This is a genomic window from Erwinia sp. (assembly GCF_031978025.1).
Classification (GTDB): Bacteria; Pseudomonadota; Gammaproteobacteria; order Enterobacterales; family Enterobacteriaceae; genus Erwinia.
On sequence record NZ_DALZCD010000001.1, the window covers coordinates 16004 to 41596 of the forward strand.

The window sequence follows — 25593 nt, forward strand, 5'->3', positions numbered from 1 at the left end:
AAAGGGCGATAACGCGCAGGCGCTATCGCCCTTCATCGCTTCTACTCGTTATTTCCCGCGCGACAGACAGCTCTGATAACGCCCGTCCACACGCTGGGCAAACCAGGCGGTAGTCAGGCTGCGGGTAATTTTCGGGCTTTCCAGTTTTATACCAGGCAGCCTTTCCCGCGGCTGGCGCCTGCCGCCATTTTTATCCGCTCGCGCAAAGACCTGCTGCCATAAATCGGTTTTTTCAAAGTCCAGCGTTTCGCCTTTTTCCAGCGCGCTACGGATGGCGCCGTCGCTTAACCCTAAGTGCAGCGCCCGAACGGCCAGCTCGGTGGAACCAGCCGCGTCTGAACCGTACTGAATCAAATCCCCGTCCAGCGCCAGTTTTATGCCGCTCAGCCGCGCAACGGCAGCCTGAAACGCGGCATTACGGCTGGCATACCAGCCCGCATTAAAGTCCGCGAAGCGATAAAGAGGCTGGCTGTAATTGGCCGGATAGCCAAGGAGATGGCGTGTACCAAACCAGACGCCGCCGCGGCGGCTGAACACTTCCTGACGTATAGTGCCGTCGACCGGATAAGGGTAGCCATCGGCATGGGCTTCGGCGAAGGCGATACTGACCTGCATTGGCCCGCCGGTGTGGATAGGATTCAGGTTGCCAAACAGGGTCTGCCCCATCGGCACCATATTAATAAAATCGTCAAAAATGGCGCTCAGCTCTTTTTCACTGCGTACCTTATCCAGCCGATCGGTATAGCTTTCGCCGTTGGGTGATTTAATTCTTAGCGCCGTCCGCACCAGGAAGGAAGGAATATGCAGCTTGCCCGCGCGCCGGTCGATTTCGCCCCAGGCAATTTTTGGCAGGCCCGGCACGCTGGCGTTAGCGTTAAACGTGGATTCCTGGTCGGCCACGGCAATAACGGCGCAGACGTTGCTGACTGAAGGATCGAGCTTCTGGCTGGTGAACGCGGCAAAGATATCGTCGGCCCAGCCCTGGCGATCGCTGACTTTGTTCGGCAGCAGGCGGGTAATTTGCGCTTTTACATCGGCCGGTCGCCGCTCGGGCAGTTTCTTTTCAGGCTGAGTGCTACAGCCTGCCAGGACCAGCAAGGCCAGCAGCGGCAGACGTTTAACGGCGAAGGAGATCATGACTTTCCCTGTGTAGAAAAATTTTCCCCTAAAGGTTACACAGCGAAACGTGATTAATCCATCCGCGCGGGCCGATCCGGCTGCCTGAAACCGCTACGCTCGGCTGGCCGTGCAGAATCTCTAGGCCCAGCGAGAAGCGGCTTCTTTATCGCTGTCGCGTGAATCGACCCAGCGATCGCCTTCCGGCGTGGCTTCTCTTTTCCAGAAAGGCGCGCGGGTTTTCAGATAGTCCATAATAAATTCTGCTGCGGAAAAAGCCGCACCACGGTGCGCGCCGCTGACGCCAACCAGCACGATTTCATCGCCGGGAAAGAGTTCGCCGATACGGTGGATCACCGTCACGCGCTGCATTGGCCAACGCTCGCGCGCTTCGGCCACAATCTCTGCCAGCGCCTTTTCGGTCATCCCCGGATAATGCTCCAGCGTGAGCGCAGAGACGTTATCACCCAGGTTATGGTTGCGGACTTTGCCGGTAAAGGTCACCACCGCGCCATCTTCATCGCAGGCGGCCAGCCAGCGGTACTCTTCCGCCATATCAAACGGAGCCTGCCCTACTCTGATTCGGGTTTCCATTTTAGCCTCCGGTCACCGGTGGGAAAAACGCTACCTCATCACCCGCCTTCAGCGGATGCTGCGCCGAGACCAGCGTCTGGTTTACCGCCGCCAGCAGCTTGTCTGACGAGAGCGCCAGCGACCAGCGATCGCCTCGCTGCGCCAGCGCTGCACGCAGCGCCTCTACATCGGCATATTCATCGGCAACGCTGATGCTGTCGGTGCCAATCAGCTCGCGCACCTGCGCGAAAAAAAGGACGTTAATCATGCTTGTCTGCCCTGAAGTCACCGGATTTTCCGCCGCTTTTGCTCAGCAGTCGGCACTGTTCAATGCTGATGTCTTTCTGCACCGCTTTACACATATCGTAGATAGTCAGCGCCGCCACCGAGGCCGCCGTCAGCGCTTCCATTTCCACGCCGGTTTTGCCCGTCAGGCGGCACAGCGACTCGATGCGCACGCGGCTGTTGGCAGTATCGGCGCTTAGCGTCACCTCGACCTTGCTTAACAGCAGCGGATGACAAAGCGGGATCAGCTCCCAGGTCCGTTTGGCGGCCTGAATGCCCGCAATACGCGCCGTGGCGAAAACATCGCCCTTATGATGGCTACCGTCCAGGATCATTTGTAGCGTGTCGGGATGCATTACCACAAAGGCTTCGGCACGTGCTTCACGTACGGTGTCGTTTTTGGCAGAGACATCCACCATGTGCGCCTCACCGGCGGCGTTAATATGGGTCAGTTGAGACATAATCAGGGCTTCTTCAGGTGCGAGACAAAATTACAGGGGCGAGTTCGGGCATCCAGCTGATCGCGGATAATGCTTTCCCAGGCGCTTTGACAGGCGCGGGTGGAGCCGGGAACGGCAAAAATCACCGTCTGGTTAGCCATGCCGGCAACGGCGCGTGACTGGATCGTCGCGCTGCCAACATCTTCCCACGACACCATACGGAACAGCTCACCAAAGCCGTCGATTTCACGGTCGAACAGCGGCAGCAGCGCTTCCGGCGTGCTGTTTTTGCTGTTGAAACCCGTGCCGCCGTTAACAATAACCACCTGCACGTCCGCGCTGGCGATCCAGCTGGAAACCACGGCGCGTATGCGGTAGCGGTTATCTTTTACCAGCGCATGATCGAGTACCTGATGCCCGGCGTCAGTTAGCGCCTCGCGCAGGTAGTCGCCCGAACTGTCTTCTGCCGCATCACGGCTGTCGGATACGGTCATCACCGCCACGTTGAGCGGGATAAATTCCGCCGTCGATTTTGCCATTGTAGACTCCATGCGTTAGCCGCCGATAAAAGAGAGATTCTGCGTGATGCCGGTGTTGCCCTGATGCAGAAAATGCGTCTGCTTTTTGGTTTTCAGGCTGGCGGCAATACGCGCCTGTAACGCCTCCTGCTGCTCGTCATTTTGCAGCAGATCGCGCAGCGACACACCGCCATCGCCAAACAGGCAGAGATGCAGCTTGCCAACGGCCGACACGCGCAGGCGGTTGCAGCTGGCGCAGAAATTTTTCTCGTAGGGCATGATCAGGCCGATTTCCCCTTCGTAGTCCGGGTGGCAGAACACCTGCGCCGGGCCGTCGCTGCGTCCACGCAGCTGGCGTACCCAGCCCTGTTGCAGCAGCTGATCGCGGATGACTTCGCCTGACACATGATGCTTGCGGAAGAGATCGCCGCCCTCACCCGTTTCCATCAGCTCAATAAAGCGTAGCTGGATTGGCCGGGTACGGATCCAGTCGAGGAAGGTTTGCAGGCTGTGATGGTTGACGTCGCGCATCAGCACGGTATTCACTTTTACCTTGCTGAAACCCGCTTCGAAAGCCGCATCGATACCGGCCATGACCTGATGAAATTTGTCCTGACCGGTAATAGCGTGAAACTGGCGGGCATCCAGACTGTCGATGCTGACGTTCAGGGCAGTCAGGCCCGCTTCGCGCCAGGCCGCCACGTCACGCGCCAGCCGATAGCCGTTAGTGGTCACGGCAAGCTGGCGGATGGCAGAGGACTCGCGCACGGCGGCGATGATGTCGACAAAGTCGCGGCGTAGCGAAGGTTCACCGCCCGTCAGGCGCACCTTTTCCGTGCCCGCGGCCGCAAAGGCACGGGTAACGCGCCGGATTTCATCCAGCGACAGAAAGCTTTTGTTGGTGACGCCCTGCGGCTTATAGCCATCCGGCAGGCAGTAGTTACAGCGGAAATTACAAACGTCCGTGATCGACAGGCGCAGATAGTAAAAGCTGCGGTCGAAATTATCAGTAAATTGTGACACCAGAACACCTTCCAAATATCGGGAGATGCAGGCATTTCTTTCTGCACCCTGGCAACTCAAGGTTGCGGCCAGGGCACCCTATCCGAAGACTTAGGTGCCAGGGCTAAGTGTGATTTACCGGTATGGTAAACCATGGTAGTGAAATTCTACTGCTAACGAAACGCAGTTGCCAGCAGGGAATTCGCTATGTATTTTGATATATAACGTTTTTTCACGCCATTTTACGGTACGTTAGCGTAAAATAAGGTGAAACCACTGACAGGCTGGCCGCCCTGTTAACATATTGAAGGAATTTTATGCGTAACCGCACTCTGGCCGATCTCGACCGCGTCGTGGCGCTCGGCGGCGGGCATGGCCTGGGCCGTGTTTTATCTGCTCTCTCTTCGCTTGGCTCACGCCTGACCGGCATCGTCACCACCACCGACAATGGCGGATCTACGGGGCGGATCCGCCATGCGGAAGGCGGCATCGCCTGGGGCGATATGCGTAACTGCCTGAACCAGCTAATTACCGAGCCCAGCGTGGCCTCCGCCATGTTTGAATACCGTTTTGGCGGCCAGGGCGAGCTGGCTGGCCATAATCTGGGCAACCTGATGCTGAAAGCGCTGGATCACCTGAGCGTGCGCCCGATGGAGGCGATCAATCTGATCCGCAATCTGCTCAAGGTGGACGCCTTTCTGATCCCGATGTCCGAACAGCCGGTGGATCTTATTGCCATCGATGACCGGGGCGAGCAAGTTTATGGCGAAACGGCCATTGATCGGCTTGCCCTGCCGCCGCGTGAGCTGCTGCTTTCAGCCAGCGCCAGCGCCACTAAAGAAGCCGTTGAGGCCATCAACGACGCCGATCTGATCCTGATTGGCCCGGGCAGTTTTTATACCAGCCTGATGCCCGTGCTGCTGCTACCGGATATGGCGCAGGCGCTCAGGCGTACGCCCGCCCCGATGGTATTTATCGGCAACCTGGGCAAAGAGCTTAGCCCGGCAGCAGCCCGACTAACGCTGGCGGACAAGCTGGCTATCATGGAAAAATATATCGGCAGGAAGGTTATTGATGCGGTGGTCGTTGGCCCGCATGTGGATACCACTGGCGTCAGCGGGCGACTGATTGTGCAGGAGCCACTGGAGGCAGCGGATATCAAATACCGCCACGATCGCCAGCTGCTGCACAGCGCGCTGGAGCACGCTATTCAGCGTCTGGGATAGCACGTTGGAGCCTCTGTTGAGCGGCTCAGACAACGGGCTGGAGCAGGCTATGCTGTGGCTGGGAGCAACCCTGCCGGGCACCCGATCCGCGGGCAGGAACAGGAAGCTTAACGCAGCCTGTCGGGCTTAGCCCCTGCCAGCCCGACAGGGGCTAAGCCCACTATTCGAAACGCCAACCTGGCGCAACCGCCTGGGGTCAACACGGTTTGTGAGCGGCTAAGGCTACGATATGCCGCTCCCCAAAAGCTTCCGCCGCGGCGCGTCAGCGCCTCATCCTGCAGCCTTGCGATGCCGTGACCGCGGGCTTAATCGCCGAATAAGGGTCGCCCGTCCGATACCCGCCCCATGCCAGATGAACCCACACCGTGATGACGGCAGCGGAAGTCTGTTGTCAGGAAGCGGCGATAAACAGCTCACGCACCTGATGCAGCTGATCGCGCACGTTGGCGGCCTCTTCAAACTCCAGGTTTTTGGCATGTTCCTGCATCTGCGATTCCAGCTCGCGAATGCGCTTCTGCAGGCCTTTTGGCGACAGATCGACCACGGCTGCATCGTCTTCCACAATAGCGCGAGGCGACTTGCTGCGCCCTTTGGTTTTGTTTTTGTTGAGGCCCTGACCCAGCTCCAGGATATCGGCGATCTTCTTGTTGAGCGCCTGCGGCACAATCCCTTTTTCCTGGTTATAAATTTCCTGCTTCTCGCGACGGCGTTCGGTTTCACCAATAGCCCTTTCCATCGACGGCGTAATTTTATCGCCGTAAAGGATAGCCTTGCCGCTGACGTTACGCGCGGCGCGACCAATAGTCTGGATCAGCGAGCGTTCGGAACGTAAGAAGCCCTCTTTATCGGCATCCAGAATCGCCACCAGCGAAACTTCCGGCATATCCAGCCCCTCACGCAGCAGGTTGATACCCACCAGCACGTCAAACTTGCCAAGGCGAAGGTCGCGAATGATCTCTACACGCTCTACGGTATCAATGTCCGAGTGCAGATAGCGTACCCGCTCGCCGTGCTCGGTAAGGTATTCCGTTAAATCCTCTGCCATGCGCTTGGTCAGCACGGTGACCAGCACGCGCTCGTCAATCGCCACGCGCTTGCGGATTTCCGACAGCAGATCGTCGACCTGCGTTGCCACCGGCCGGACTTCAATCAGCGGATCCAACAGGCCGGTCGGACGCACCACCTGATCCACAATTTCGCCGCCCGATTTCTCCAGCTCGTATTTACCTGGCGTAGCGGAAACATAGATAGTCTGCGGGGCCAGCGCCTCAAACTCTTCAAACTTCATCGGGCGGTTATCGAGCGCTGACGGCAGGCGGAAACCATACTCCACCAGCGTCTCTTTGCGTGCCCGGTCGCCGCGATACATGCCGCCGATCTGCGGAATAGTGACGTGCGACTCATCAATCACTAACAGGCCATCCGCCGGCAGATAGTCAAAGAGCGTTGGCGGCGCTTCGCCAGGCCCACGGCCAGAGAGATAGCGCGAATAGTTTTCAATGCCCGAGCAGTAACCCAGCTCGTTCATCATTTCTAAATCAAACTGCGTGCGCTGAGAAATACGCTGCTCTTCCAGCAGCTTATTGTTCGCCAGTAGCGTTTTGCGACGGTCGGCCAGCTCCACTTTGATATCTTCCATCGCCTGCAGAATACGCTCGCGCGGGGTGACGTAGTGCGTCTTGGGGTAGATGGTGTAGCGCGGGATCACCGAGGTTATCTGGCCTGTCAGCGGATCGAAAATTGACAACCGCTCGACTTCTTCGTCAAACAGCTCAACGCGCAGCGCGTAATCGTCCGATTCCGCCGGGAAGATATCGATGACTTCCCCCCGCACGCGGAAAGTACCGCGCTGAAAAGCCTGGTCGTTGCGGCTGTATTGCAGTTCCGCCAGACGGCGAAGAATGGCGCGCTGATCGATCACCATCCCACGCGTCAGGTGCAGCATCATTTTCAGATAGGAGTCCGGGTCGCCCAGGCCGTAAATCGCCGACACCGAGGCCACTACAATCACATCCCGACGTTCCAGCAGCGCTTTGGTGGCCGAAAGACGCATTTGTTCAATGTGCTCATTAACGGAAGCATCCTTCTCGATAAAGGTGTCCGAGCTGGGCACGTAAGCTTCCGGCTGATAATAGTCGTAGTAGGAGACAAAATACTCTACGGCATTTTCCGGAAAGAATTCTTTCATCTCACCGTAAAGTTGCGCTGCTAAAGTTTTATTCGGCGCCAGCACCATCGTAGGCCGGTTAAGGTCGGCTATCACATTGGCGACGGTAAAGGTTTTGCCCGACCCGGTCACGCCGAGCAGCGTCTGGTGCGCCAGTCCATCCTGCAGCCCTTCCTCAAGGCGGCGAATGGCTTCAGGCTGGTCGCCGGAAGGTTTAAAGGCGGAATTAAGTTTAAAGACTTTGCTCATTGAATGGCTACCTGATGATGATGAAAAGCGCGAACAGGGTGGTAATTTTACTCTGCTATGGCGATTTTGCCAGCAAAAAATACTGGATATATCCACAGTTATCGATTAAAACTCAAGGGAGGCGCAAATTGTTCAGCGTAACGGGCTTTACTCGATGCTTAAGCGGCAAGAAAGTGAGAAGGTTATCCCCAGCGGGTTTGGCATTTTAACATTTGTCAAGGCATCCTGACAAAATGGCGGCCGTAAAATCCCCTGCCTTCCCCGGCCGCTTGATTTTCCCTAACGTTTTGAAAGATAAAAACATGTTATTGCAGCCGAGTTTAGCACCAACTCAAGCTTAGCCCGCGCCGGCTCTCGCCTTTTAAAGGTTTTCAGTCATTCATACACATGGTTATCCACAGGAATGGTGGATAACTGATTTCAACGCCCAAGCCGTCTGCTGTGTATAAATTGCCAGGCGGGACGAGCGCGTACGCAAAAAAAAATTTTTCCCTGAATTTTTTACTTATCTCCTACGGTCTTACCCGCCCTGAAGCATACTTCCGCCTTTAAGGCTATCCCTGTGCAGGCTTTTTTTCCGCCATGCTAAGACGCTTTTTTGCCTTATCGGCAGGCGTCTGCACCATAAATGTTAAGTTTTCAGCACCATCAAAGTGCAGCAGGAAATTACCGTTGGCAATTATTAACCTTTCCTGACCAATAGCCCGTTGCCCGGACGTTCTATTTTCCGCGTAAAACAAAACTGGCCTGTGAATTGCAACCTTCAGCTACCGCCTCACGCTTTCAACATATCAGGGCGAGAAGCACCAGCCGGAGACGTTGCGTCAACGGTCAATCCTTCGTGACGCTACGAAGGCGCGCTCGAAAACTGTCTGGAGGAGAGTGTCAGATGCTGAGCTTACATGCGATAAATCAGTTTTACGGGCAGAACCATATTTTATGGGATGTGGATCTGGCGCTGCCGCCGGGCACCTGTACCGGTGTGCTGGGGAGGCCCGGGATGGGAAAAACCACGCTGGTTAACTGCATTATGGGCCACCTGCCGATTAACAGCGGCACGATTACATGGCAGGAAGGCAATTTACCCCCGCAGAATTTACTGCAGCAGCCGGTAGAAAAGCGGGCGGCGCTTGGTATTGGCTATGTCCCTCAGGGACGGCATATTTTTTCGCAGCTCAGCGTGGAGGAAAATTTGCAGATAGCGCTGTTGGCGGGCGCGGGTCAACAGCGTCACCCGGCTATTCCACCGATGGTTTTCGAGCTTTTTCCCGCGCTTTATTCGCTTCGTCACCAGCGCAGTGGAGAACTGGCACTCGAGCAGCAGCAGCAGCTTTCGCTGGCCAAAGCGCTGGTGTTTCAGCCAAAGTTACTAATCCTGGATGAACCGACTGAAGGTATGTCGCCCTGGCTGGAAGAAGAGATGGGAAATTTGATCCACCGCCTGAATCACGATTTTGGATTGACTATTCTGCTGCTGGAGCAGCGGATTTCATTTATCCGTAAGGTGGCCGACTACTTTCTGCTGCTGCATCGCGGGCGCAATGTGGCGCACGGCAGCGTAGCGCAGCTGGATGAGAGAGTGGTTAATACCTGGCTGACCGCTTCATAAGGTTCCCCGGCGCGACACCCACGCCGGAGAGCATGGCTCTACCCGGGCAGCCGCACGTAGTGTCCAAGCCGGTCAAAATCGGCGCTGTCGGTTAGATACGGGATCTCGCCCAGCAGCGGTGCGGGTAGCCGCTGTTGCAGCGTCGCCATGTATTCCGCATGTCGCCTGCCCGGCGGCTGCACCGTGTTGGCTATCCAGCCAGCCAGACGCAGTCCGCAGGCCAGCACAGCCTGCGCCGTCAGCATAGCGTGATTGATACAGCCCAGCTTCACGCCGACCACCAGCACGACAGGCAGCTGCTCACTCACCACCCATTCCGCAAAAGTTGTCTTGTCTGACAGAGGAGTAAACCAGCCGCCCGCGCCCTCGGTCAACACCCAGTCAGCCTGCTCGCGCAACGCCGCCAGGCCTGCAGAAAGCTGGGCGAATTCAATGGGTCTGCCCTCTTCCGCGCTGACGATATGCGGAGAGGTTGGCTCGAGAAAAGCCAGCGGATTGATCTGTTCATAGGGCAAGGCCAGCGCGCTGTTACGCTGTAAAGCCAGCGCATCGCTGTTGCGGATACCTTCCGCCGTTATCTCACAGCCGGAGGCAACGGGCTTATAGCCGACGCTACGCCACCCGGCGGCGCGAGCCGCCTGTAACAGCGCGCTACTGGCAACCGTTTTCCCTACTTCTGTATCCGTCCCGGTAATAAACCAGCTATTCACAATCAATGACTCCATACAGCAGATGATAGCTGAGCAGGTAGCCACGCTCGTCGCGCGGCCAGCACTGCGCCAGCTGATTCAGATGATGACGCCCCAGCGCCCCGTCACGGCGTCCCTGATGCAGATGCGTGGCGCCAATGCCTTTCAGTGAACGCAGCGCGCTGAGCACATCCGGAAAAGCCAGCGTCAGGGTCTGTGGAATCAAACGAAGCCCGAGCGCATTTCCTGCCGTCTCTATTTGCGCTTCGCTCAAAAAATGGTTAACGGGTGCAGGCAACGCCAGCGCTCGCCAGGACTGATGAAGCTCGTTCAGCGATCCGGCTGCCAGCGTTGAAAACAACACCTGGCCGCCGGGCCGGGTCACGCGGCACATTTCGATCAGCGCCAGGCGTAAATCACTGCACCACTGCACGGCAAGGTTACTCCAGCACACATCGAAGGCGGCAGCGGCAAACGGTAGCGCTTCGATATCCCCCAGCTGATAGGCGTCGGCCGTATCGCCGAGCCTTGCCTCCTCCAGCATCGCCGAAGAGAGATCCAGCGCGGTAACCCCATTGCCCGCGCTGCGCCAGCGCTGGCTGAACCAGCCTGGCCCACAGCCCGCGTCCAGTACCTGTCTGTGCTGGTGCGAGCGTGCCAGCGACCAGAGCGCTTCACCACACAAGCGCTGAAGCTCCGCGTGCCGGTTGTAACTTTGCGCCGCTCGACCGAACGCCCTGGCTACCGCCGTTTTATTGACCGTTTGCGTCATGCAGCGCCTCCAGCAGTTGGTTAATATCTTGTTCCTCATGCGCCGCGCTTAGCGTGATACGGAGCCTAGCCGTTCCCTGCGGGACGGTCGGCGGCCGGATAGCCGTTACCCAGCACGCCTTTTCGCGCAGCTTTTCTGCCAGCCGCAGCGTTGCCTGCTCTTCTCCCACCAACAGGGGCTGGATGGCAGTAGAAGAAGGCAGAACGGCCAGCCCGCTGGCCGCCGCACCCTCCCGAAACAGACGAATATTATTTTGTAGCCGCGCGCGGAGATCGTCACCCTGCTGCACCGCGCGCAGGGCTGCCTGTAACGCGTAAGCCTGCGCGGGCGGCATGGCCGTGCTGTAAATGAGATGACGCGCAAACTGCAACAGATATTCCGCCGTTTCTTCACTGCAGAGCACCGCCGCGCCGCTCAAACCAAACGCCTTGCCAAAGGTGACGATCAGCAACTCCGGACGAACGTTCTGCTGCCAGCAGCTGCCGCGCCCCTGCTCCCCCGTGACGCCGATGCCGTGGGCATCATCCACCATCAGCCAGCCCTTGTGCAGAACGGCAAGTTGATGCAGCTCGTTCAGCGGCGCGCTATCGCCATCCATACTGAACACGCCTTCCGTGACAACCAGCGTTTCACCGCCCGCGGCCGCGCTGGCGAAAAGCTTTGCCAGCGCTTTCGGCTCGTTATGCGTAAAGCGGCGCAGCGAAGCCGGACTGAGCGAGGCGGCCTCAAGCAACGAGGCATGCGCCAGGCGATCGGCAAAAATAGAGTCATTCTTCTGCATCATGGCGGCAATGATTGCCTGATTTGCGGCAAAGCCTGAAATAAACAGCAGCGCGCGTGGATAGCCCAGCCACTGGGCCAGCTGTTCCTCAAAAGCCTGCTGGGGCACGCCATAACCGGTCACGTGGCCCGAACCGCCGGCCCCCACGCCGTAGCGTTCGGCCCCTTGCTGCCAGGCCGCAATCACGTTTCGATCCCGGCTCAGTCCCAGATAATCATTCGCCGAGAAGTTCAGATAGCGACGGCCGTTAACGCTAAGGGTGCGCACGTCGTCCTGCTGGCTGACGCGGCGCTGGCGAAACTGCTGTTTCTCCCGGCGCTCTGCGAGCGCCAGGCTGATACGTTGCTGCCAGGCCATTTACACGGCCGCGTTATAGAACTGTTCGGTGTCAGCGTTCAACAGCTGGCCGGCCAGCGCCCGCTGCTGTTCGTTGTCGCCCGCTTCCGTGGTGGTATGTGCCGGATTGAGGCCCAGCTTGCGGAACAAAATCAGATCTTTATCTTCTTCAGGATTCGGCGTGGTCAGCAGTTTGCAGCCGTAGAAAATAGAGTTGGCGCCGGCCATAAAGCACATTGCCTGCGTCTGCTCGCTCATCTGCTCGCGTCCGGCCGAAAGACGCACGTGCGAGGATGGCATCATAATGCGCGCGACGGCGATAGTGCGGATAAAATCGAAAGGATCGACGTCGTCGTTATCGGCCAGCGGTGTACCTTTTACCTTCACCAACATATTGATCGGCACGCTTTCCGGCGGCACCGGCAGGTTGGCCAACTGGACTAACAGGCCGGCCCGATCGTTAACGGTTTCGCCCAGGCCGATGATGCCGCCGGAGCAGACCTTGATGCCTGCATCACGCACTTTCCCCAGCGTATCCAGACGTTCCTGATAGCTGCGGGTAGTGATAATGCTGCCGTAAAATTCCGGCGAGGTATCCAGGTTGTGGTTGTAAAAATCCAGCCCGGCGTGCGCCAGTCGCTGCGCCTGCTCATCACTCAGCGTGCCCAGCGTCATGCAGGTTTCCAGCCCCATCTCCTTCACGCCTTTGACCATTTGCTCCAGGTAAGGCATATCGCGCTCGTGCGGGTTTTTCCATGCCGCGCCCATACAAAAGCGATCGGATCCGGCCGCTTTGGCTTTACGGGCAGAAGTCAGTACCTCTTCCACTTCCATCAGGCGCTCGGCTTCCAGCCCGGTTTTATAACGGGCGCTCTGCGGGCAATATTTACAGTCTTCCGGACAGGCGCCGGTTTTAATCGACAGCAGCGTACTGACCTGAACCTGACGCGGATCGAAATGTTGACGATGCACCTGCTGCGCTTCAAACATCAACTCCAGAAAAGGCTTGTCGAAAAGGGCCTGAGCCTGGGCGACTGTCCAGCGATTTGCCATTGCTTGCTCCAAAAGAAAAGATCACATGTTCATTTTACGGTTATACTTGTAAACTAAATTTTTTAATTTTGGTTTACAAGTATTTTATGACTCCTCTCGACCTCGCATTTGACCGCGACCATATCTGGCATCCCTACACCTCAATGAGCAAGCCGCTGCCGGTTTATCCAGTGGTCGCGGCCTCAGGTACCTCGCTTCAGCTGGATGACGGTCGCGAGCTGGTGGACGGCATGTCTTCCTGGTGGGCGGCAATCCACGGCTATAACCATCCCCGTCTGAATCAGGCGATGCACGCGCAGATAGAGCAGATGTCGCACGTGATGTTTGGTGGGATCACGCATCCTGCCGCCGTAGCGCTCTGTCGCCGTCTGGTCGACATGACGCCACAGGGTCTTGAGTGCGTCTTCCTGGCCGATTCAGGATCGGTAGCGGTTGAGGTCGCGATGAAAATGGCGCTGCAGTATTGCCAGGCTCGCGGCGAAAAACGTCAGCGTTTTTTAACGCTGCGTAACGGCTATCACGGCGATACTTTTGCCGCTATGTCAGTTTGCGATCCGCAAAACTCCATGCACTCGCTTTATCAGGGTTATCTGCCGAATCACCTGTTCGCTGCCGCGCCGGGCTGTGGTTTTGAGGACGAGTGGCAGGAGAGCGATCTGGCCGATTTTGCCCGTTTGATTGGCGAACACGCGCACGAGCTGGCCGCGGTGATCCTGGAACCCATCGTTCAGGGGGCGGGCGGGATGCGCTTTTATCATCCGCGCTATCTGCAAGGCGTGCGCGAGCTGTGCGATCGCCATAACGTGCTGCTGATAGCCGATGAAATCGCGACCGGCTTTGGCCGTACCGGCAAGCTTTTCGCCTGCGATCATGCGGGGATCTCGCCGGATATCCTGTGCGTCGGCAAAGCGCTGACCGGCGGCACCCTGACCCTTTCGGCCACGCTGACCACGCGTGAGGTGGCCAATACCATCAGCAACGGCGAAGCGGGCTGCTTTATGCACGGCCCCACGTTTATGGGGAATCCGCTGGCCTGCGCGGTGGCCAGCGAAAGCCTGGCCATCCTGCAGGAAAACCACTGGCAGCAGCAGGTAAAGGCTATTGAAACGCAGCTGAAAGCCGCGCTGCTGCCGTTAAAAACGCAGCCGGAAGTGGCCGATGTCAGGGTATTAGGGGCGATTGGCGTCGTCGAGACGCGTCGCCCGGTAGACATGGCTGCGCTACAACGCTTTTTTGTCGGGCGCGGCGTCTGGATCCGGCCTTTTGGCAAACTTATCTATCTGATGCCGCCTTACCTTATTGAGCCGGACGCCCTGCAAAAGCTGACGGCAGCAATAGCGGCAGCCGTTGCCTGTCCGACGCTGTTTTTATCCTGAGGTCGGCGTTCTAAATAAATGGCGGCCACCGGGGCGCAGCGTAGCCTGAGCGAACACTTTAAAATTAGCGTTCAGGCTAACAGCGTCCCCCCGTTATCGGCAGTACGGTGTGCCGCAGGTAAAAAGGGGCGCGATAGCCTTTTAAATTTTTGACGGATCTTCCCGGTTCAGCCTTTTCATGCTGCTGACGCTGGCTTGCTCAATAAGGCAGGCATCCCCGCCAGGAAACAGATCTAATGTAAAAAGGCTTTTTTAATTAATGGTGATCGGGCCTTAGGATAAATCTGTTTAAACAGCGCCTGCTTAAAACCGGTATTTATCAGCTTTACGCTCCTTCTATTAAGTCAGTTAATGACAACCCGATCATTCGCTTTACGCCTTAACATTTTATTTACATCAAATTACCTTTGGCAAGCGCCCTAAAATAACGGCGAAATCCTGGCGTGCATTTTCTGGCCACCTACACCTTATTATAGCGTTAATAAAAAACGTCACATTGGCTTTAAATAAGAGAGGCCCGCCGTTTTTAAAGAATGGCTTAAGCCGTGCTCATCCTTTATATCGCTGAATATACTTAGCCTTTTCGTAGAATAGCGTTTTAAAAAAGAATAATCATCGCCCATTATAAAATAACCTTTTTTTAACGCGGCGGGACCTTAAAAAGATTAAGCATGCTTACCGGACTTACAGGGCGTTGCCGATCTGTTTTACGGTTCAGAGCAAAGCGGGCAAGGAACATATGCACTACGCTTTTTACAGGTTGAATTTTATAAAGGAGAAAAACCATGCCGCAAGACAAACAGACAAATCGCCGTATCGTCCTCGCCTCGCGCCCGCACGGCGCCCCTGGCGAAGCTAATTTTCGTCTGGAGTCAGAGCACGTCCCTACGCCAGGGAAAGGCCAGGTTTTGCTTCGCACAATCTGGCTCTCGCTGGATCCCTATATGCGTGGGCGAATGAGCGATGCCCCTTCCTATGTGCCGCCAGTTGCCGTTAATGACGTGATGGGCGCAGGCACCGTTGCCATTGTTGAACAGTCGAATCATGAAGACTATCAGCCAGGCGACTGGGTGGTCAGTCAGAGCGGCTGGCAGGATTTTGCCCTGTCGGATGGTAAGGACCTGTTTAAGCTCAGCGGCCCGGTACTGAAACACCCTTCATGGGCGCTCGGAATGCTGGGCATGACCGGTTTTACCGCCTATATGGGGCTGCTGGATATTGGTAATCCGCAGCCGGGCGAAACCGTGGTCGTGGCGGCGGCAACCGGCGCGGTGGGGTCAATGGTAGGCCAGATAGCCAAGCTGAAAGGTTGCTACGTGGTCGGCATCGCCGGAGGCGAAGAAAAATGCCGCTATGCCGAAGAGGTGCTGGGCTTTGACCGCTGCCTTAACCACCGTTCGGGCGATTTAGCCGAGTCGCTTAAACGCTACTGTCGTGACGGCATTGATGTCTACTTTGAAAGCGTCGGCGGGCCGGTATTTGACGCCGTGCTGCCGTTAATGAATACCAAAGGCCGCATTCCGGTCTGTGGCCTGATCGCCGATTACAACAGTACGGATGCGCCGGAAGGCCCGAACCGCCTGCCGCTGTTCCAGAGCGCTATCCTGCGCAAACGCCTGCACGTTCAGGGCTTTATCATCAATCAGGATTACGGTCATCGCTTTGAAGAATTTTTCCAGCAGATGAGCCAGTGGGTAGCGGAAGACCGCTTTGTTTTCCGCGAAGATATTGTTGACGGGCTGGATAACGCGCCGGAGACCTTTATCGGGATGCTTGAAGGTAAAAACTTCGGCAAGGTGCTGATTAAAGTCGCTGGCGACCAGCCAACAGGAGCCTGAAATGAAAATTTTAATGGTGCTGACTTCACATGGCCAGCTCGGTGATACCGGCAAGAAAACCGGCTTTTGGCTGGAGGAGTTTGCAGCGCCTTATTACATTTTCCGTGATGCGGGCATCAGCGTTGTGCTGGCCTCGCCCGCGGGCGGGCACCCGCCGCTCGACCCTAAAAGTGACGAGCCGGACGCGCAAACCGTTGATACTGAACGCTTCCGTAAAGATATCGCTGCGCAGCAGGCGCTGGCTAATACCCAGCAGCTGGGCAATATCGACAGCAGCAAATTCGATGCGGTGTTTTACCCGGGCGGTCATGGCCCACTCTGGGATCTGGCAGAAGAGCGGCAGAGTATCGAACTGATTGAGAGCTTTTACGCCAACGGTAAACCGGTCGGAGCAGTTTGCCACGCGCCCGGCGTGCTGAAACGAGCGAAAAAGCCGGACGGTACGCCGCTGGTAGAAGGGAAACGCGTGACGGGTTTCAGCAACAGTGAAGAAAACGCTGTTGGCCTGACGAATGTGGTACCTTTCCTGGTTGAGGATACGCTCAGGGCGCTGGGCGGCAACTATGAAAAAACCTATGACTGGGGCAGTTTCGCCATTACCGATGGCCATCTGGTGACCGGCCAGAACCCTGGATCCTCCGTTGCCGCCGCCGAGGAGCTGCTGAAACTGCTTCATCAATAATGCAGGAGGGGAAATGAAACTCTTTAGTCAGGATTTTAACGAGGGCGATAAGCTGCCGATGCGCCAGGTCTTTAACGGCATGGGTTACGAAGGCGATAATCTGTCGCCGCATCTGGCCTGGGATGACGTGCCGGCCGGCACCAAAAGTTTTGTCGTTACCTGTTTTGATCCCGATGCGCCGACCGGCTCCGGCTGGTGGCACTGGGGCGTGGCAAACCTGCCTGCCGACACGCGTGTCCTGCCGCAGGGTGCGGGTTCTGGCGTGGCCGAATTGCCTGCTGGCGCGGTGCAGACCCGCACGGATTTTGGCAAAGCGGGCTACGGCGGCGCGGCACCGCCGAAAGGCGAAAGCCACCGCTATATTTTTACCGTCTATGCGCTGGACGTAGAAAAGCTGGAGGTGGACGAGCAGGCGAGCGGCGCAATGCTGGGCTTTAACGTTCATTTCCACCAGCTGGCGAGTGCTTCACTTACGGCTCTCTACATCTGATAAAAAAGGCGGCTACATGGCCGCCTTTTTTCAGATTTCAGTAATGGTGACCCACATCGGTCCCTGCCCTACCGCATAACGTCCCAGCGGCGTCAGCAATCCTCTTTCTTCCGTAATGCTATAGACCTCTATATGGTGCGATTTCTGCCCGGCCGCAATCAGGTAACGTCCACTGGCATCAATGTTAAAGCCGCGCGGCTGCGCTTCCGTTGGCTGATGACCTTCGACCGTCAACAGCCCGCCGTCCTCGCTGACGCTGAACGTGGTCAGCACGCTGGCGGTACGGTCGCAGGCGTAAAGGTGACGACCATTCGGGGTCAGACGAATATCGGCCGCCCAGCGCGTATCGCTGAAGCCTTCCGGCATCATATCCAGGCTCTGCACGCGCTCGACTTCGCCACGGGCATTGTTGAGCTGCCAGACGTCTACCGTGCTGTCCAGTTCGTTTACGCAGTAGGCGTACTGCTGGTTCGGATGGAACACCATATGGCGCGGGCCTGCGCCTTCAACCGTGTTGACCTGAGGCTGCGCGTGCGGCAGCAGCTGGCCATCTTCCTGTAAATCAAACAGGCAGATACGGTCCTGTTTCAGTGCCGGCACAAACAGCGTTTCGTTGTTCAGATCGATGTTAGCCGAATGGCAACCGTCCAGGCCTTTAATCACCTGTAACGGCTCGCCGGGCAGGCCTTGCTCATCCAGCGGCGTCACGCTGACGCAGGCGTCATTATAAGAACCGGTGAAAATAAAGCGTCCCTGGCGATCGGTGGAAATATGCGTCGGGCTGCCCGGCAGCGGCGCTTCTGCCACTTTGGTCAGCTTGCCTTCGCTGTCGATACGAAAAGCGATAACGCGAAAATCGGGGCGGATACCGACATACAGAAAAGCTTTATTGGGGCTGACCACCATGGGCTGAACCTGGCCTGGCAGATCGACCACCTGCAGCAGCGTCAGCGCGCCCTGTGGGTCAAGCTGCCAGGCATGGATCTGCCCACTTTCTGGGCTGGCGGTATAAACGACTTGTTTCATGAATGCTCCTTTTTCAGGTCAATCGGGTCTGCTTCAGCGTAGCGCGTTTTTGTCGGCCACGCAGGCGGATTTGTGCCGGGCGGTTTTGCCAGTGCCGTCACAGGGTGTAGACTCAAAACTCGTTTTCTAATCACATTCGGAACGATTTATGAGTTATCGCGTTATTGCTTTAGATCTGGACGGTACGCTGCTGACGCCACGTAAGACCATTCTTCCTGAGTCGCTGGAAGCGCTGCAAAAGGCCCGGCAGGCTGGCATCAAGATTGTGATCGTGACCGGTCGTCATCACGTCGCTATCCATCCTTTTTATCAGGCGCTGGCGCTTGATACACCTGCAATCTGCTGTAATGGCGCCTACTTGTATGATTATCAAGCTAAAAAGGTCATATCCGCCGATCCGCTGCCAACAGAGCAGGCGCTGCGGGTGATCGAAAAACTGGAAGAGGCTGCCATTCATGGCCTGCTGTATGTTGATAACGCGATGCTTTACCAGACCGAAACCGGCCACGTTACCCGCGCCATTAACTGGGGACTGTCGCTACCGGAACATCAACGCCCAACGTTTATTAAGGTGCCGAGCCTGAGCCGCGCCGCGAAAGAGGCTGAATCAATCTGGAAATTTGCGCTGTCCTATCCTGACACCCGCGCGCTGCAACAGTTTGCCGATGAAGTGGAGCAGGAAATGGGCCTCGCCTGTGAATGGTCCTGGCACGATCAGGTGGATATCGCCAGGGCGGGCAACAGCAAAGGGAAACGGCTGGCAGAATGGGTTAACGCTCAGGGCTATCAAATGCACGACGTGCTCGCCTTCGGGGATAACTATAACGATTTGAGCATGTTGGAAAACGTTGGGCTGGGCGTGGCGATGGGTAATGCAGACGACGCTATCAAAGCGCGCGCGCATCGGGTTATCGGCACTAATCTGGAACCGGGCATTGCTCAGACCATCTGTCAGGAAGTGCTGTAACAGTCAGGGGGAGGGCTTCGCCTGTTGACGCAGGCCTTTGCTGACGATGTTGGCCTGCTAACGCAGCTTTACTGGAAATCTTTGCTCGTCGCTAAAGATTTCTGCCTGTTAATGAAAGGCTTGCTGAAGAGGTTCGCCCATCTTCGCCTATCAACACAGGGCCTGGCTAAAAATCCCTCACCTGCTAACGCAGAAGGCCGCCAGCTGCATAAACGTGGCGAAGATGTATAAAAGCGGGCGCACTCAGGCGGCGATCGCCACGCTTTTAATCTGCGCGTAAAGCCACATGCCCGGTTTAATCATCAGCTCGTCGCGTGCCCACGGAGTGATCCGCGCCCAGAGTTCGCTTTGCCCTATCAACAACTTCACCTCAACCTGATTATCAATATCCAGCAGTTCGCCGACCTGGGCCGGGATGACATTGCGGATAGTACTGTTAAGCGGCGGTTGCAGAACCAGCGAGACGTCGGCGGCCTGAATGCGAAGACGCAGCGGCGTTTTCAGCGGCACGTCAATACGGCTGACCCAGATATGCTGATCGCCCAGTGAAAGCGCCGTCATCGCATAGTGCGGATGCTGTTCCAGTACCTGCACCCTCAGCACGCTGCTCTGCTCGGCGCGCGGTAGCCACGGGCGCATAGCGCTGCTGCCCCAGACTTTTTCCAGCGTCCCGGAGGCTTTTACCTCGCCCTTATCCAGCACCAGCACGTTATCGGCCAGCTGAATAATCTCTTCAAGGCTGTGGCTGACGTACAGTACCGGGATAGCCACCTTTTTCGCCAGCGCCTGCAAATAGGGCAACAGCTCGCGCTTTCGCGGTAAGTCCAGCGAGGCCAGCGGCTCGTCCATCAGTAAAATTTCCGGTGCGCTGAGCAGGGCGCGGCCTATCGCCACCCGCTGCTTTTCTCCACCGGAAAGCGAAAAAGGAAAGCGCGACAGCAGCTCACCGATGCCTAACAGCTCTACCAGCTCATCAAACTGCGAGCGCATCGTTTTCGCCATGCCGTATTCGAGGTTGCCTTTCACCTTGTAGTGCGGGAAAAGACGCGCATCCTGAAATACATAGCCGATACGGCGCTTTTCCGGCGGCAGATTCACCCTGGCCTGGGCATCAAACAGCACTCTGTCATTCAGCGTAATACGGCCTTCCTGCGGCGTGGTCAGGCCGCCGATAGCGTTAATCAGCGAGGTTTTCCCGGCGCCGGATACGCCGAAAACGGCCGTGATGCCCTCTGCCGGTATTGTCGTGTTGACCTGCAAAGTGTGGTCGCCAAGGCGCTGAGAAATATCAAGCTCTAACATGCCATCCCCAACCTTTTACGTCCCCAGCGCGCCAGCCATTCCGACAGCCACAGCGAACAAAGAGCCAGCGCAATGGCGATCGCACAAAGCCTGGCCGCCGCGTTTTCCGCGCCTGGCGTTTCAATCAGCGTATACATAGCGGAAGGCAGCGTGCGGGTCTCCCCGGGAATGTTAGAGACAAAGGTGATGGTCGCACCGAATTCCCCCAGCGAGCGGGCGAAGGCGAGCACCGTGCCGGCGATGATGCCGGGTAGCGTCAGCGGCAGCGTAATGGTAAAAAACACCCGCCAGCGACCCGCGCCCAGCGTACGTGCCGCCAGCTCCAGTCGCCCGTCGACGCTTTCCAACGCCAGGCGGATCGCCCGCACCATCAGCGGAAAGGCGACCACGGCGGAGGCCAGCGCCGCGCCGCGCCAGCTAAAAGCAAAGGTAAAACCAAACCAGTCATAAAGATAGCGCCCAAGAAAACCGCGCCTGCCGAACCCTAACAGCAGCAAATAGCCGACCACCACCGGCGGCAGCACCAGCGGCAGGTGGATCAGGCTGTCGAGCAGCGTTTTGCCGGGGAAACGGCAGCGTACCAGCACCCAGGCCGCTACTATGCCCAACGGCAGGCTGAATAACACCGCCACGCTGGAGACTTTCAGGCTGAGCAAAACAGCCTGCCATTCGGGTTCGCTGACTATCACAGAGGCGTAAATCCGTAGTGTTTAAACACGGCCGCAGCTTCCGGCCCTTTAAGGTAATGGTAAAATGCGGTGACGCTGGCCGAATCATGGCCTTTAACTTTCGCCATCGGATACTCCACCGGCTTGTGGCTGTCTGCCGGGAAAACCCCGACCACGGCCACTTTGCTGCTGGCTACCGCGTCGGAACCATAAACGATGCCGTAAGGCGTTTCATTACGTTCTACCAGCGCCAGCGCGGCTCGCACGCTGTTCCCCCTTGCCAACATCGGTTCCAGCGTGGTCCAGGCACCCAGCGACTGCAAAGCCTCTTTGGCGTAGATCCCTGCCGGTACATGATCCGGGTCGCCTACTGACAGACGTTGCCCCTGCAACAGGCTTTTCCAGTCGGTCTTTTTCGACAGCGTGACCGGCGGAGATTTCGCTTCTGCTGGCGCCACCAGCACCAGCTCATTGCCTAACAGCGTATAGCGGCTGGCTTCATCAATGCTTTTTTTCTGCGCGGCGTAGTCCATCCATTGCTGATCGGCAGAGATGAACAGATCGGCAGGTGCCCCCTGCTCTATTTGTCGTGCAAGCGTAGAAGAAGAGGCAAAAGAGGAGACGATTTTTACCTCTTTTCCCTGCTGATAACGGGTAGCGATATCCTGCAGCGCATTGGTCAGGGAAGCGGCCGCAAAAACGGTAATGTTTTCAGCCGCCACGGCCTGCCCGGCCAGGCTCACTGTGGCTACAGCCCCGATAAAGAACAGGCGTAATTTCACAGACATAGTTTTCTCCGAAGGGTTCGTTATGTAGCCTTCACTATAACGATTTAACACCCGCTGTCATGGTTATTATCGGCAGAAACAGGGAGAAAGTAAGGTGGATGGCAAAAAAATAGCGCCCGGTGTTGCCGGGCGTATCGGGCAGAGATCTAGCGGCGGTCTTTCGCGGGCTGCTCTTTACGATGACCGATTGTTGAAATGACGTTAAAGACTTCGCCAAGGCCGTAGATCAGGCCAAGGATAATCGCCATCACCACGGGAACCATGAGGATCGCTTCTGCAAGACCAATAAGTAATTCCAGCATGGTATTTTTCCTCACTGAATAAAAGAAGTTATTGTATCCATAGCGGAAAAAAGTGCACTGACCTTTTGTGCGTTTTACCTGTTTTTACGTCCCTCGGGCGCAACGGTGTACAATTCGGAAAATCCTTTTTTACCAGGAGCGACTATGCAGGCTGAGCTTTCCCTAATCCTGAAATTACAAAAACGGCTTTTTGCCGATCCTCGCCGTATCGAGTTGCTTAAACAGATTGCGGCGACGGGCTCGATCAGTCAGGGCGCGAAGATGGCCGGAATCAGTTATAAAAGCGCATGGGATGCCATTAACGAGATGAATACCCTGGCCGACCGCATGCTGGTAGAACGGGCTACGGGTGGCAAAGGCGGCGGCGGCGCACAGGTCACGCCGTACGGTGAGCGGTTGATCCAACTTTTCGCGCTGCTGGAGCAGATTCAGCAAAAAGCGTTTGATGTGTTGCAGGACGACGTGCCGTTAGGCAGCCTGCTGGGTGCCATTGCCCGCTTTTCACTCCAAACCAGCGCTCGCAACCAGCTGTTCGGCACTCTGGTGCAGCGTGACGCGCAAACGGTGCAGCAGCACGTTGAGATCCTGCTGGCCAACGGCGAAACATGCATTAAAGCTGCCCTCACCGAGCAGAGCGCTAATCGTCTTGAATTAACGCCGGGCAAAGAGGTGCTGGTACTGATCAAAGCACCGTGGATAGATGTTACTCAATCAACCAGCGAGGCTGATAACCAACTCGAAGGCGTGTTAAGCGAGTTGATTAAGGGCGACACCCACAGCGAAGCCTTGGTGACGCTGCCGGGCGGCGAAACGCTGTGTGCCACCTTAACCAACCAGCGCGCACAGGAGCAAAATCTTCAGCCTGGCGCGGCGGTGACAGCACATTTTAATGCCGATCGCGTGATTATCGCCACGCTGCTCTGAAAACGGCGACGCCATTTGACAGTCCCGCCGTCCAGCGTCGATAGTGAAGGAAACAATGCATAAAATGGAATAAACAATGTCTACGTTGCAAATTTCGCAAGGCACGTTTCATCTTAGCGCGACCCGAAACCTGACGCTGCCGGCGCTACAGATTCAGGCTGGCGAAAGCTGGGCTTTTGTCGGCGCTAACGCCAGCGGCAAATCTTCCCTGGCGCGCGCGCTGGCGGGCGAGCTTGCCGCCGCCAAAGGCGAAGTGGCGAATACCTTCCGCCCTGTTCGTCTTTCTCTTGAGCAATTACAGAAGCTGGTTTCCGAAGAGTGGCAGCGTAACAACACCGATATGCTCAGTCCGGATGAAGACGATACCGGCCGTACCGCGGCTGACATTATCCAGGAAGAGGTACGCGATGAGGCTCGCTGTCGCCAGCTGGCGGACACTTTTGGCATTACTGCGCTGCTCAACCGGCGGTTCAAATATCTCTCGACCGGCGAAACCCGCAAGACGCTGCTTTGTCAGGCGCTGATGGCCCGGCCGGATTTGCTGATCCTTGACGAGCCTTTCGACGGGCTGGATGTTGCTTCGCGCGCCAATCTGGCTCAGGTCCTTGCGCAACTGCACCAGCAGGGCCACACGGTGGTGCTGGTGCTGAATCGTTTTGACGATATTCCTGACTTCGTCGATCGGGTTGGCGTGCTGGCTGAATGTGAGCTGACGCATGTAGGTGGCCGTGAAGAAATCCTGGCCGAGGCGCTGGTCGCGCAGCTGGCCCACAGTGAAAATTTGCAGGGTATGGCGCTGCCGGAAGCCGACGACGCGTCGGCAGCCCTGCCGCCGCAGACGCCACGGGTGGTGCTGCGTGACGGCGTGGTTTCTTATAACGATCGTCCCGTGCTTAATCATCTTGACTGGACGGTACAGGCGGGCGAGCACTGGCAGATTGTCGGTCCAAACGGCGCGGGAAAATCAACGTTGCTGAGTCTGATTACGGGCGATCATCCGCAGGGCTACAGCAATGACTTAACGCTGTTTGGACGCCGTCGCGGCAGTGGCGAAACCATTTGGGAGATCAAACAGCATATTGGCTACGTTAGCAGCAGCCTCCATCTGGATTACCGCGTCAGCAGCAGCGTGCGCAACGTGATTCTCTCCGGTTACTTTGACTCCATCGGCATTTATCAGGCCGTTTCCGATCGGCAACAAAAGCTGGCGGAGCAGTGGCTACAGCGGCTGGGCATGCTTGCTATGGCAGACACGCCTTTTAAAAGTCTCTCATGGGGTCAGCAGCGGCTGGTGCTGATAGCCCGCGCGCTGGTTAAACATCCCGCACTGCTGATTCTGGATGAGCCTTTACAGGGGCTGGATTCGATTAACCGCCAGCTGGTCCGTCGCTTTGTGGATGTCCTGATTGGCGAGGGGGCTACGCAGCTTCTTTTCGTTTCCCACCATGCCGAAGATGCGCCACAGTGCATCACCCATCGCCTGACCTTCGTGCCGGAGGGCGACAGCTATCGCTATCAGCAAGAAAGGCTCTGAATCAGTTTCTGCGCCAGCCGTAAGGCTGGCTTAAAGCCCTTCTGCAGGCTGCTCATCAGAACTGAAAAATCCGTTTTCACGTTGTCTGAACGTATGCCCCCCTTCGTTTTCTCATAGAGCTGAAGCAGGAGCCTTCTTCAGGCTGCTCGCAGAGCAGGAACAAAGCAGGTTTTTATCCCGCCCCTGGGCTGTACACCCGCTTTCATTCTGCCCGTAAAGTCGATACATAAAGCCTTCAAAACCCCCGTAATGCCGCGACAAGCCGTTATGGCATCCGATACGGGCAGTCGCCCGAAACCCGACGGCGGCTTTCGGCATCCGGGCAAGCAGCTTATGTCAGTTTCTGCTGTTTTTTGGGCGGTGCCAGCCAGCAGCATATTGACGAACGCACTTGCCCCGCCAGACAGGCAAACCTGCCCTGCCCGAAAAGCGCAACCCTCCTGCCTGCCGTAGCCGTGGATGTCAGATAGCTCTCCCATGGCAACAGAGGAGTGAGTATTTTACCGCCTTGTATGTTGGCACTACTTTCAGTCAGGCTTTGGTATGTAGTTATTAAATCCCCCACCCCTTTAAGTATGTTGGCACTAAACTCTTGCTCGATCCGAAAGTGCGCCTTTTGCCAAAATATCGTCCGATTAATCTGATAATCCTTAGCCCGGCTTTTAGCCCCACCCACCGCCAGGTGGCTGCCCTCGTGTAACCGCTACCACTATAAGGTTTGTCAGTTCAGTTTTTTATGGATTAAACAAGCGCGAAACCTGCCTCTTCGGAATTTTCAGCTTGTGTAAACGATTCCATTTATTCACACTCGATCACGCTTTATTGCTTCGCGCTGTGCTATTTTTCTTTCAGACTTGCAGGCATCACCAGGTAATCAGGA

General features: G+C 56.7%; 25 protein-coding genes and 1 riboswitch. Of the genes, 9 read left to right on the forward strand and 16 right to left on the reverse strand.

The features are described 5' to 3' along the window. Window positions 1–48: 48 nt before the first annotated feature. From RTK32_RS00070 to moaA, 6 genes are all read right to left on the reverse strand, one after another. Window positions 49–1137 (reverse strand): DUF1615 domain-containing protein, encoded by a 1089-nt coding sequence (locus RTK32_RS00070; protein WP_312041511.1) that lies wholly within the window; start codon window positions 1135–1137, stop codon window positions 49–51. A 120-nt stretch (window positions 1138–1257) separates the two neighbouring features. Beyond that, entirely contained in the window at window positions 1258–1710 is a 453-nt protein-coding gene (gene moaE, locus RTK32_RS00075; protein WP_312041512.1) for a molybdopterin synthase catalytic subunit MoaE, read from the reverse strand. Between the two features lies 1 nt (window position 1711). Next, window positions 1712–1957 carry a molybdopterin synthase sulfur carrier subunit gene (gene moaD, locus RTK32_RS00080; RefSeq protein WP_312041513.1) on the reverse strand — a complete coding sequence of 82 codons (246 nt, stop codon included), beginning with the start codon at window positions 1955–1957 and terminating at the stop codon, window positions 1712–1714. Continuing rightward, on the reverse strand, window positions 1950–2435 hold the full coding sequence (moaC, locus tag RTK32_RS00085) for a cyclic pyranopterin monophosphate synthase MoaC (protein WP_312041514.1): 486 nt from the start codon (window positions 2433–2435) through the stop codon (window positions 1950–1952). Before moaC ends, moaD begins: the two co-directional genes overlap by 8 nt. Before the next feature lie 2 nt (window positions 2436–2437). After that, a complete protein-coding gene (gene moaB / locus RTK32_RS00090) occupies window positions 2438–2953 on the reverse strand; it encodes a molybdenum cofactor biosynthesis protein B (RefSeq protein ID WP_312041515.1) in 516 nt (171 codons plus the stop codon). Window positions 2954–2968: 15 nt separating this feature from the next. Further along, a complete protein-coding gene (gene moaA / locus RTK32_RS00095; protein ID WP_312041542.1) occupies window positions 2969–3958 on the reverse strand; it encodes a GTP 3',8-cyclase MoaA in 990 nt (329 codons plus the stop codon). Continuing rightward, window positions 3945–4077: riboswitch (molybdenum cofactor riboswitch) on the reverse strand. It overlaps the preceding gene by 14 nt. A 174-nt stretch (window positions 4078–4251) precedes the next feature. Between moaA and yvcK the strand changes: the two genes are divergently transcribed. After that, window positions 4252–5160, forward strand: coding sequence for a uridine diphosphate-N-acetylglucosamine-binding protein YvcK (gene yvcK / locus RTK32_RS00100; protein ID WP_312041516.1), 909 nt, complete (start codon window positions 4252–4254; stop codon window positions 5158–5160). A 391-nt stretch (window positions 5161–5551) separates the two neighbouring features. Here yvcK and uvrB read toward each other — a convergent pair whose 3' ends face one another. Further along, window positions 5552–7576 carry an excinuclease ABC subunit UvrB gene (uvrB, locus tag RTK32_RS00105; protein ID WP_312041517.1) on the reverse strand — a complete coding sequence of 675 codons (2025 nt, stop codon included), beginning with the start codon at window positions 7574–7576 and terminating at the stop codon, window positions 5552–5554. Between the two features lie 889 nt (window positions 7577–8465). On the opposite strand from uvrB, the gene RTK32_RS00110 reads away from it, so the two are divergent. Next, window positions 8466–9185 carry an ATP-binding cassette domain-containing protein gene (locus RTK32_RS00110; RefSeq protein ID WP_312041518.1) on the forward strand — a complete coding sequence of 240 codons (720 nt, stop codon included), beginning with the start codon at window positions 8466–8468 and terminating at the stop codon, window positions 9183–9185. Between the two features lie 38 nt (window positions 9186–9223). On the opposite strand, the gene bioD is transcribed toward RTK32_RS00110, so the two are convergent. Genes bioD through bioB form a run of 4 tightly spaced genes read right to left on the reverse strand, consistent with a single transcriptional unit; the run spans window position 9224 to window position 12816 of the window. Next, entirely contained in the window at window positions 9224–9910 is a 687-nt protein-coding gene (bioD, locus tag RTK32_RS00115; RefSeq protein ID WP_409451047.1) for a dethiobiotin synthase, read from the reverse strand. Continuing rightward, window positions 9888–10646 carry a malonyl-ACP O-methyltransferase BioC gene (gene bioC, locus RTK32_RS00120; RefSeq protein ID WP_312041520.1) on the reverse strand — a complete coding sequence of 253 codons (759 nt, stop codon included), beginning with the start codon at window positions 10644–10646 and terminating at the stop codon, window positions 9888–9890. The genes bioD and bioC overlap by 23 nt, the downstream gene beginning before the upstream one ends. After that, window positions 10627–11784, reverse strand: a complete 1158-nt coding sequence (gene bioF, locus RTK32_RS00125; protein ID WP_312041521.1) for an 8-amino-7-oxononanoate synthase — start codon at window positions 11782–11784, stop codon at window positions 10627–10629. Before bioF ends, bioC begins: the two co-directional genes overlap by 20 nt. Then, a complete protein-coding gene (gene bioB, locus RTK32_RS00130; protein ID WP_312041522.1) occupies window positions 11785–12816 on the reverse strand; it encodes a biotin synthase BioB in 1032 nt (343 codons plus the stop codon). An 86-nt stretch (window positions 12817–12902) separates the two neighbouring features. On the opposite strand from bioB, the gene bioA reads away from it, so the two are divergent. The 4 genes from bioA to RTK32_RS00150 all read left to right on the forward strand — a co-directional run bounded on the left by bioA (window position 12903) and on the right by RTK32_RS00150 (window position 17202). Beyond that, window positions 12903–14192 carry an adenosylmethionine--8-amino-7-oxononanoate transaminase gene (gene bioA, locus RTK32_RS00135; RefSeq protein ID WP_312041523.1) on the forward strand — a complete coding sequence of 430 codons (1290 nt, stop codon included), beginning with the start codon at window positions 12903–12905 and terminating at the stop codon, window positions 14190–14192. Between the two features lie 785 nt (window positions 14193–14977). Then, window positions 14978–16030 carry an NADP-dependent oxidoreductase gene (locus RTK32_RS00140; RefSeq protein ID WP_312041524.1) on the forward strand — a complete coding sequence of 351 codons (1053 nt, stop codon included), beginning with the start codon at window positions 14978–14980 and terminating at the stop codon, window positions 16028–16030. Window position 16031: 1 nt separating this feature from the next. Continuing rightward, window positions 16032–16712 (forward strand): type 1 glutamine amidotransferase domain-containing protein, encoded by a 681-nt coding sequence (locus RTK32_RS00145; RefSeq protein ID WP_312041525.1) that lies wholly within the window; start codon window positions 16032–16034, stop codon window positions 16710–16712. A 13-nt stretch (window positions 16713–16725) separates the two neighbouring features. Beyond that, the gene (locus tag RTK32_RS00150) at window positions 16726–17202 is read left to right on the forward strand and encodes a kinase inhibitor (protein ID WP_312041526.1); all 477 of its coding nucleotides are present in this window, start codon (window positions 16726–16728) and stop codon (window positions 17200–17202) included. A gap of 30 nt (window positions 17203–17232) precedes the next feature. Here RTK32_RS00150 and pgl read toward each other — a convergent pair whose 3' ends face one another. Next, the gene (gene pgl / locus RTK32_RS00155) at window positions 17233–18228 is read right to left on the reverse strand and encodes a 6-phosphogluconolactonase (protein ID WP_312041527.1); all 996 of its coding nucleotides are present in this window, start codon (window positions 18226–18228) and stop codon (window positions 17233–17235) included. A gap of 148 nt (window positions 18229–18376) precedes the next feature. On the opposite strand from pgl, the gene RTK32_RS00160 reads away from it, so the two are divergent. Further along, the gene (locus tag RTK32_RS00160) at window positions 18377–19195 is read left to right on the forward strand and encodes a pyridoxal phosphatase (RefSeq protein WP_312041528.1); all 819 of its coding nucleotides are present in this window, start codon (window positions 18377–18379) and stop codon (window positions 19193–19195) included. Between the two features lie 243 nt (window positions 19196–19438). Here the strand turns inward: RTK32_RS00160 and modC are convergent, their stop codons facing one another. From modC to RTK32_RS00180, 4 genes are all read right to left on the reverse strand, one after another. After that, on the reverse strand, window positions 19439–20497 hold the full coding sequence (modC, locus tag RTK32_RS00165) for a molybdenum ABC transporter ATP-binding protein ModC (protein WP_312041529.1): 1059 nt from the start codon (window positions 20495–20497) through the stop codon (window positions 19439–19441). Next, window positions 20491–21186, reverse strand: coding sequence for a molybdate ABC transporter permease subunit (modB, locus tag RTK32_RS00170; protein WP_312041530.1), 696 nt, complete (start codon window positions 21184–21186; stop codon window positions 20491–20493). Before modB ends, modC begins: the two co-directional genes overlap by 7 nt. Then, the gene (modA, locus tag RTK32_RS00175) at window positions 21183–21953 is read right to left on the reverse strand and encodes a molybdate ABC transporter substrate-binding protein (protein WP_312041531.1); all 771 of its coding nucleotides are present in this window, start codon (window positions 21951–21953) and stop codon (window positions 21183–21185) included. Before modA ends, modB begins: the two co-directional genes overlap by 4 nt. A 146-nt stretch (window positions 21954–22099) precedes the next feature. Beyond that, window positions 22100–22255 (reverse strand): AcrZ family multidrug efflux pump-associated protein, encoded by a 156-nt coding sequence (locus RTK32_RS00180; protein ID WP_312041532.1) that lies wholly within the window; start codon window positions 22253–22255, stop codon window positions 22100–22102. Window positions 22256–22399: 144 nt separating this feature from the next. Here RTK32_RS00180 and modE point away from each other — a divergent pair, with 144 nt between their 5' ends. Next, window positions 22400–23179 (forward strand): molybdenum-dependent transcriptional regulator, encoded by a 780-nt coding sequence (modE, locus tag RTK32_RS00185; RefSeq protein WP_312041533.1) that lies wholly within the window; start codon window positions 22400–22402, stop codon window positions 23177–23179. 76 nt (window positions 23180–23255) lie between these two features. Beyond that, window positions 23256–24713 carry a molybdate ABC transporter ATP-binding protein ModF gene (gene modF / locus RTK32_RS00190; protein WP_312041534.1) on the forward strand — a complete coding sequence of 486 codons (1458 nt, stop codon included), beginning with the start codon at window positions 23256–23258 and terminating at the stop codon, window positions 24711–24713. Window positions 24714–25593: the final 880 nt, after the last annotated feature.

Coding starts and splice junctions, on each gene's coding strand:
- RTK32_RS00070 (WP_312041511.1), bottom strand. CDS start 1,137: ATGATCTCCTTCGCCGTTAAACGTCTGCCGCTGCTGGCCTTGCTGGTC.
- moaE (WP_312041512.1), bottom strand. CDS start 1,710: ATGGAAACCCGAATCAGAGTAGGGCAGGCTCCGTTTGATATGGCGGAA.
- moaD (WP_312041513.1), bottom strand. CDS start 1,957: ATGATTAACGTCCTTTTTTTCGCGCAGGTGCGCGAGCTGATTGGCACC.
- moaC (WP_312041514.1), bottom strand. CDS start 2,435: ATGTCTCAACTGACCCATATTAACGCCGCCGGTGAGGCGCACATGGTG.
- moaB (WP_312041515.1), bottom strand. CDS start 2,953: ATGGCAAAATCGACGGCGGAATTTATCCCGCTCAACGTGGCGGTGATG.
- yvcK (WP_312041516.1), top strand. CDS start 4,252: ATGCGTAACCGCACTCTGGCCGATCTCGACCGCGTCGTGGCGCTCGGC.
- uvrB (WP_312041517.1), bottom strand. CDS start 7,576: ATGAGCAAAGTCTTTAAACTTAATTCCGCCTTTAAACCTTCCGGCGAC.
- RTK32_RS00110 (WP_312041518.1), top strand. CDS start 8,466: ATGCTGAGCTTACATGCGATAAATCAGTTTTACGGGCAGAACCATATT.
- bioD (WP_409451047.1), bottom strand. CDS start 9,910: ATGGAGTCATTGATTGTGAATAGCTGGTTTATTACCGGGACGGATACA.
- bioC (WP_312041520.1), bottom strand. CDS start 10,646: ATGACGCAAACGGTCAATAAAACGGCGGTAGCCAGGGCGTTCGGTCGA.
- bioF (WP_312041521.1), bottom strand. CDS start 11,784: ATGGCCTGGCAGCAACGTATCAGCCTGGCGCTCGCAGAGCGCCGGGAG.
- bioB (WP_312041522.1), bottom strand. CDS start 12,816: ATGGCAAATCGCTGGACAGTCGCCCAGGCTCAGGCCCTTTTCGACAAG.
- bioA (WP_312041523.1), top strand. CDS start 12,903: ATGACTCCTCTCGACCTCGCATTTGACCGCGACCATATCTGGCATCCC.
- RTK32_RS00140 (WP_312041524.1), top strand. CDS start 14,978: ATGCCGCAAGACAAACAGACAAATCGCCGTATCGTCCTCGCCTCGCGC.
- RTK32_RS00145 (WP_312041525.1), top strand. CDS start 16,032: ATGAAAATTTTAATGGTGCTGACTTCACATGGCCAGCTCGGTGATACC.
- RTK32_RS00150 (WP_312041526.1), top strand. CDS start 16,726: ATGAAACTCTTTAGTCAGGATTTTAACGAGGGCGATAAGCTGCCGATG.
- pgl (WP_312041527.1), bottom strand. CDS start 18,228: ATGAAACAAGTCGTTTATACCGCCAGCCCAGAAAGTGGGCAGATCCAT.
- RTK32_RS00160 (WP_312041528.1), top strand. CDS start 18,377: ATGAGTTATCGCGTTATTGCTTTAGATCTGGACGGTACGCTGCTGACG.
- modC (WP_312041529.1), bottom strand. CDS start 20,497: ATGTTAGAGCTTGATATTTCTCAGCGCCTTGGCGACCACACTTTGCAG.
- modA (WP_312041531.1), bottom strand. CDS start 21,953: ATGTCTGTGAAATTACGCCTGTTCTTTATCGGGGCTGTAGCCACAGTG.
- RTK32_RS00180 (WP_312041532.1), bottom strand. CDS start 22,255: ATGCTGGAATTACTTATTGGTCTTGCAGAAGCGATCCTCATGGTTCCC.
- modE (WP_312041533.1), top strand. CDS start 22,400: ATGCAGGCTGAGCTTTCCCTAATCCTGAAATTACAAAAACGGCTTTTT.
- modF (WP_312041534.1), top strand. CDS start 23,256: ATGTCTACGTTGCAAATTTCGCAAGGCACGTTTCATCTTAGCGCGACC.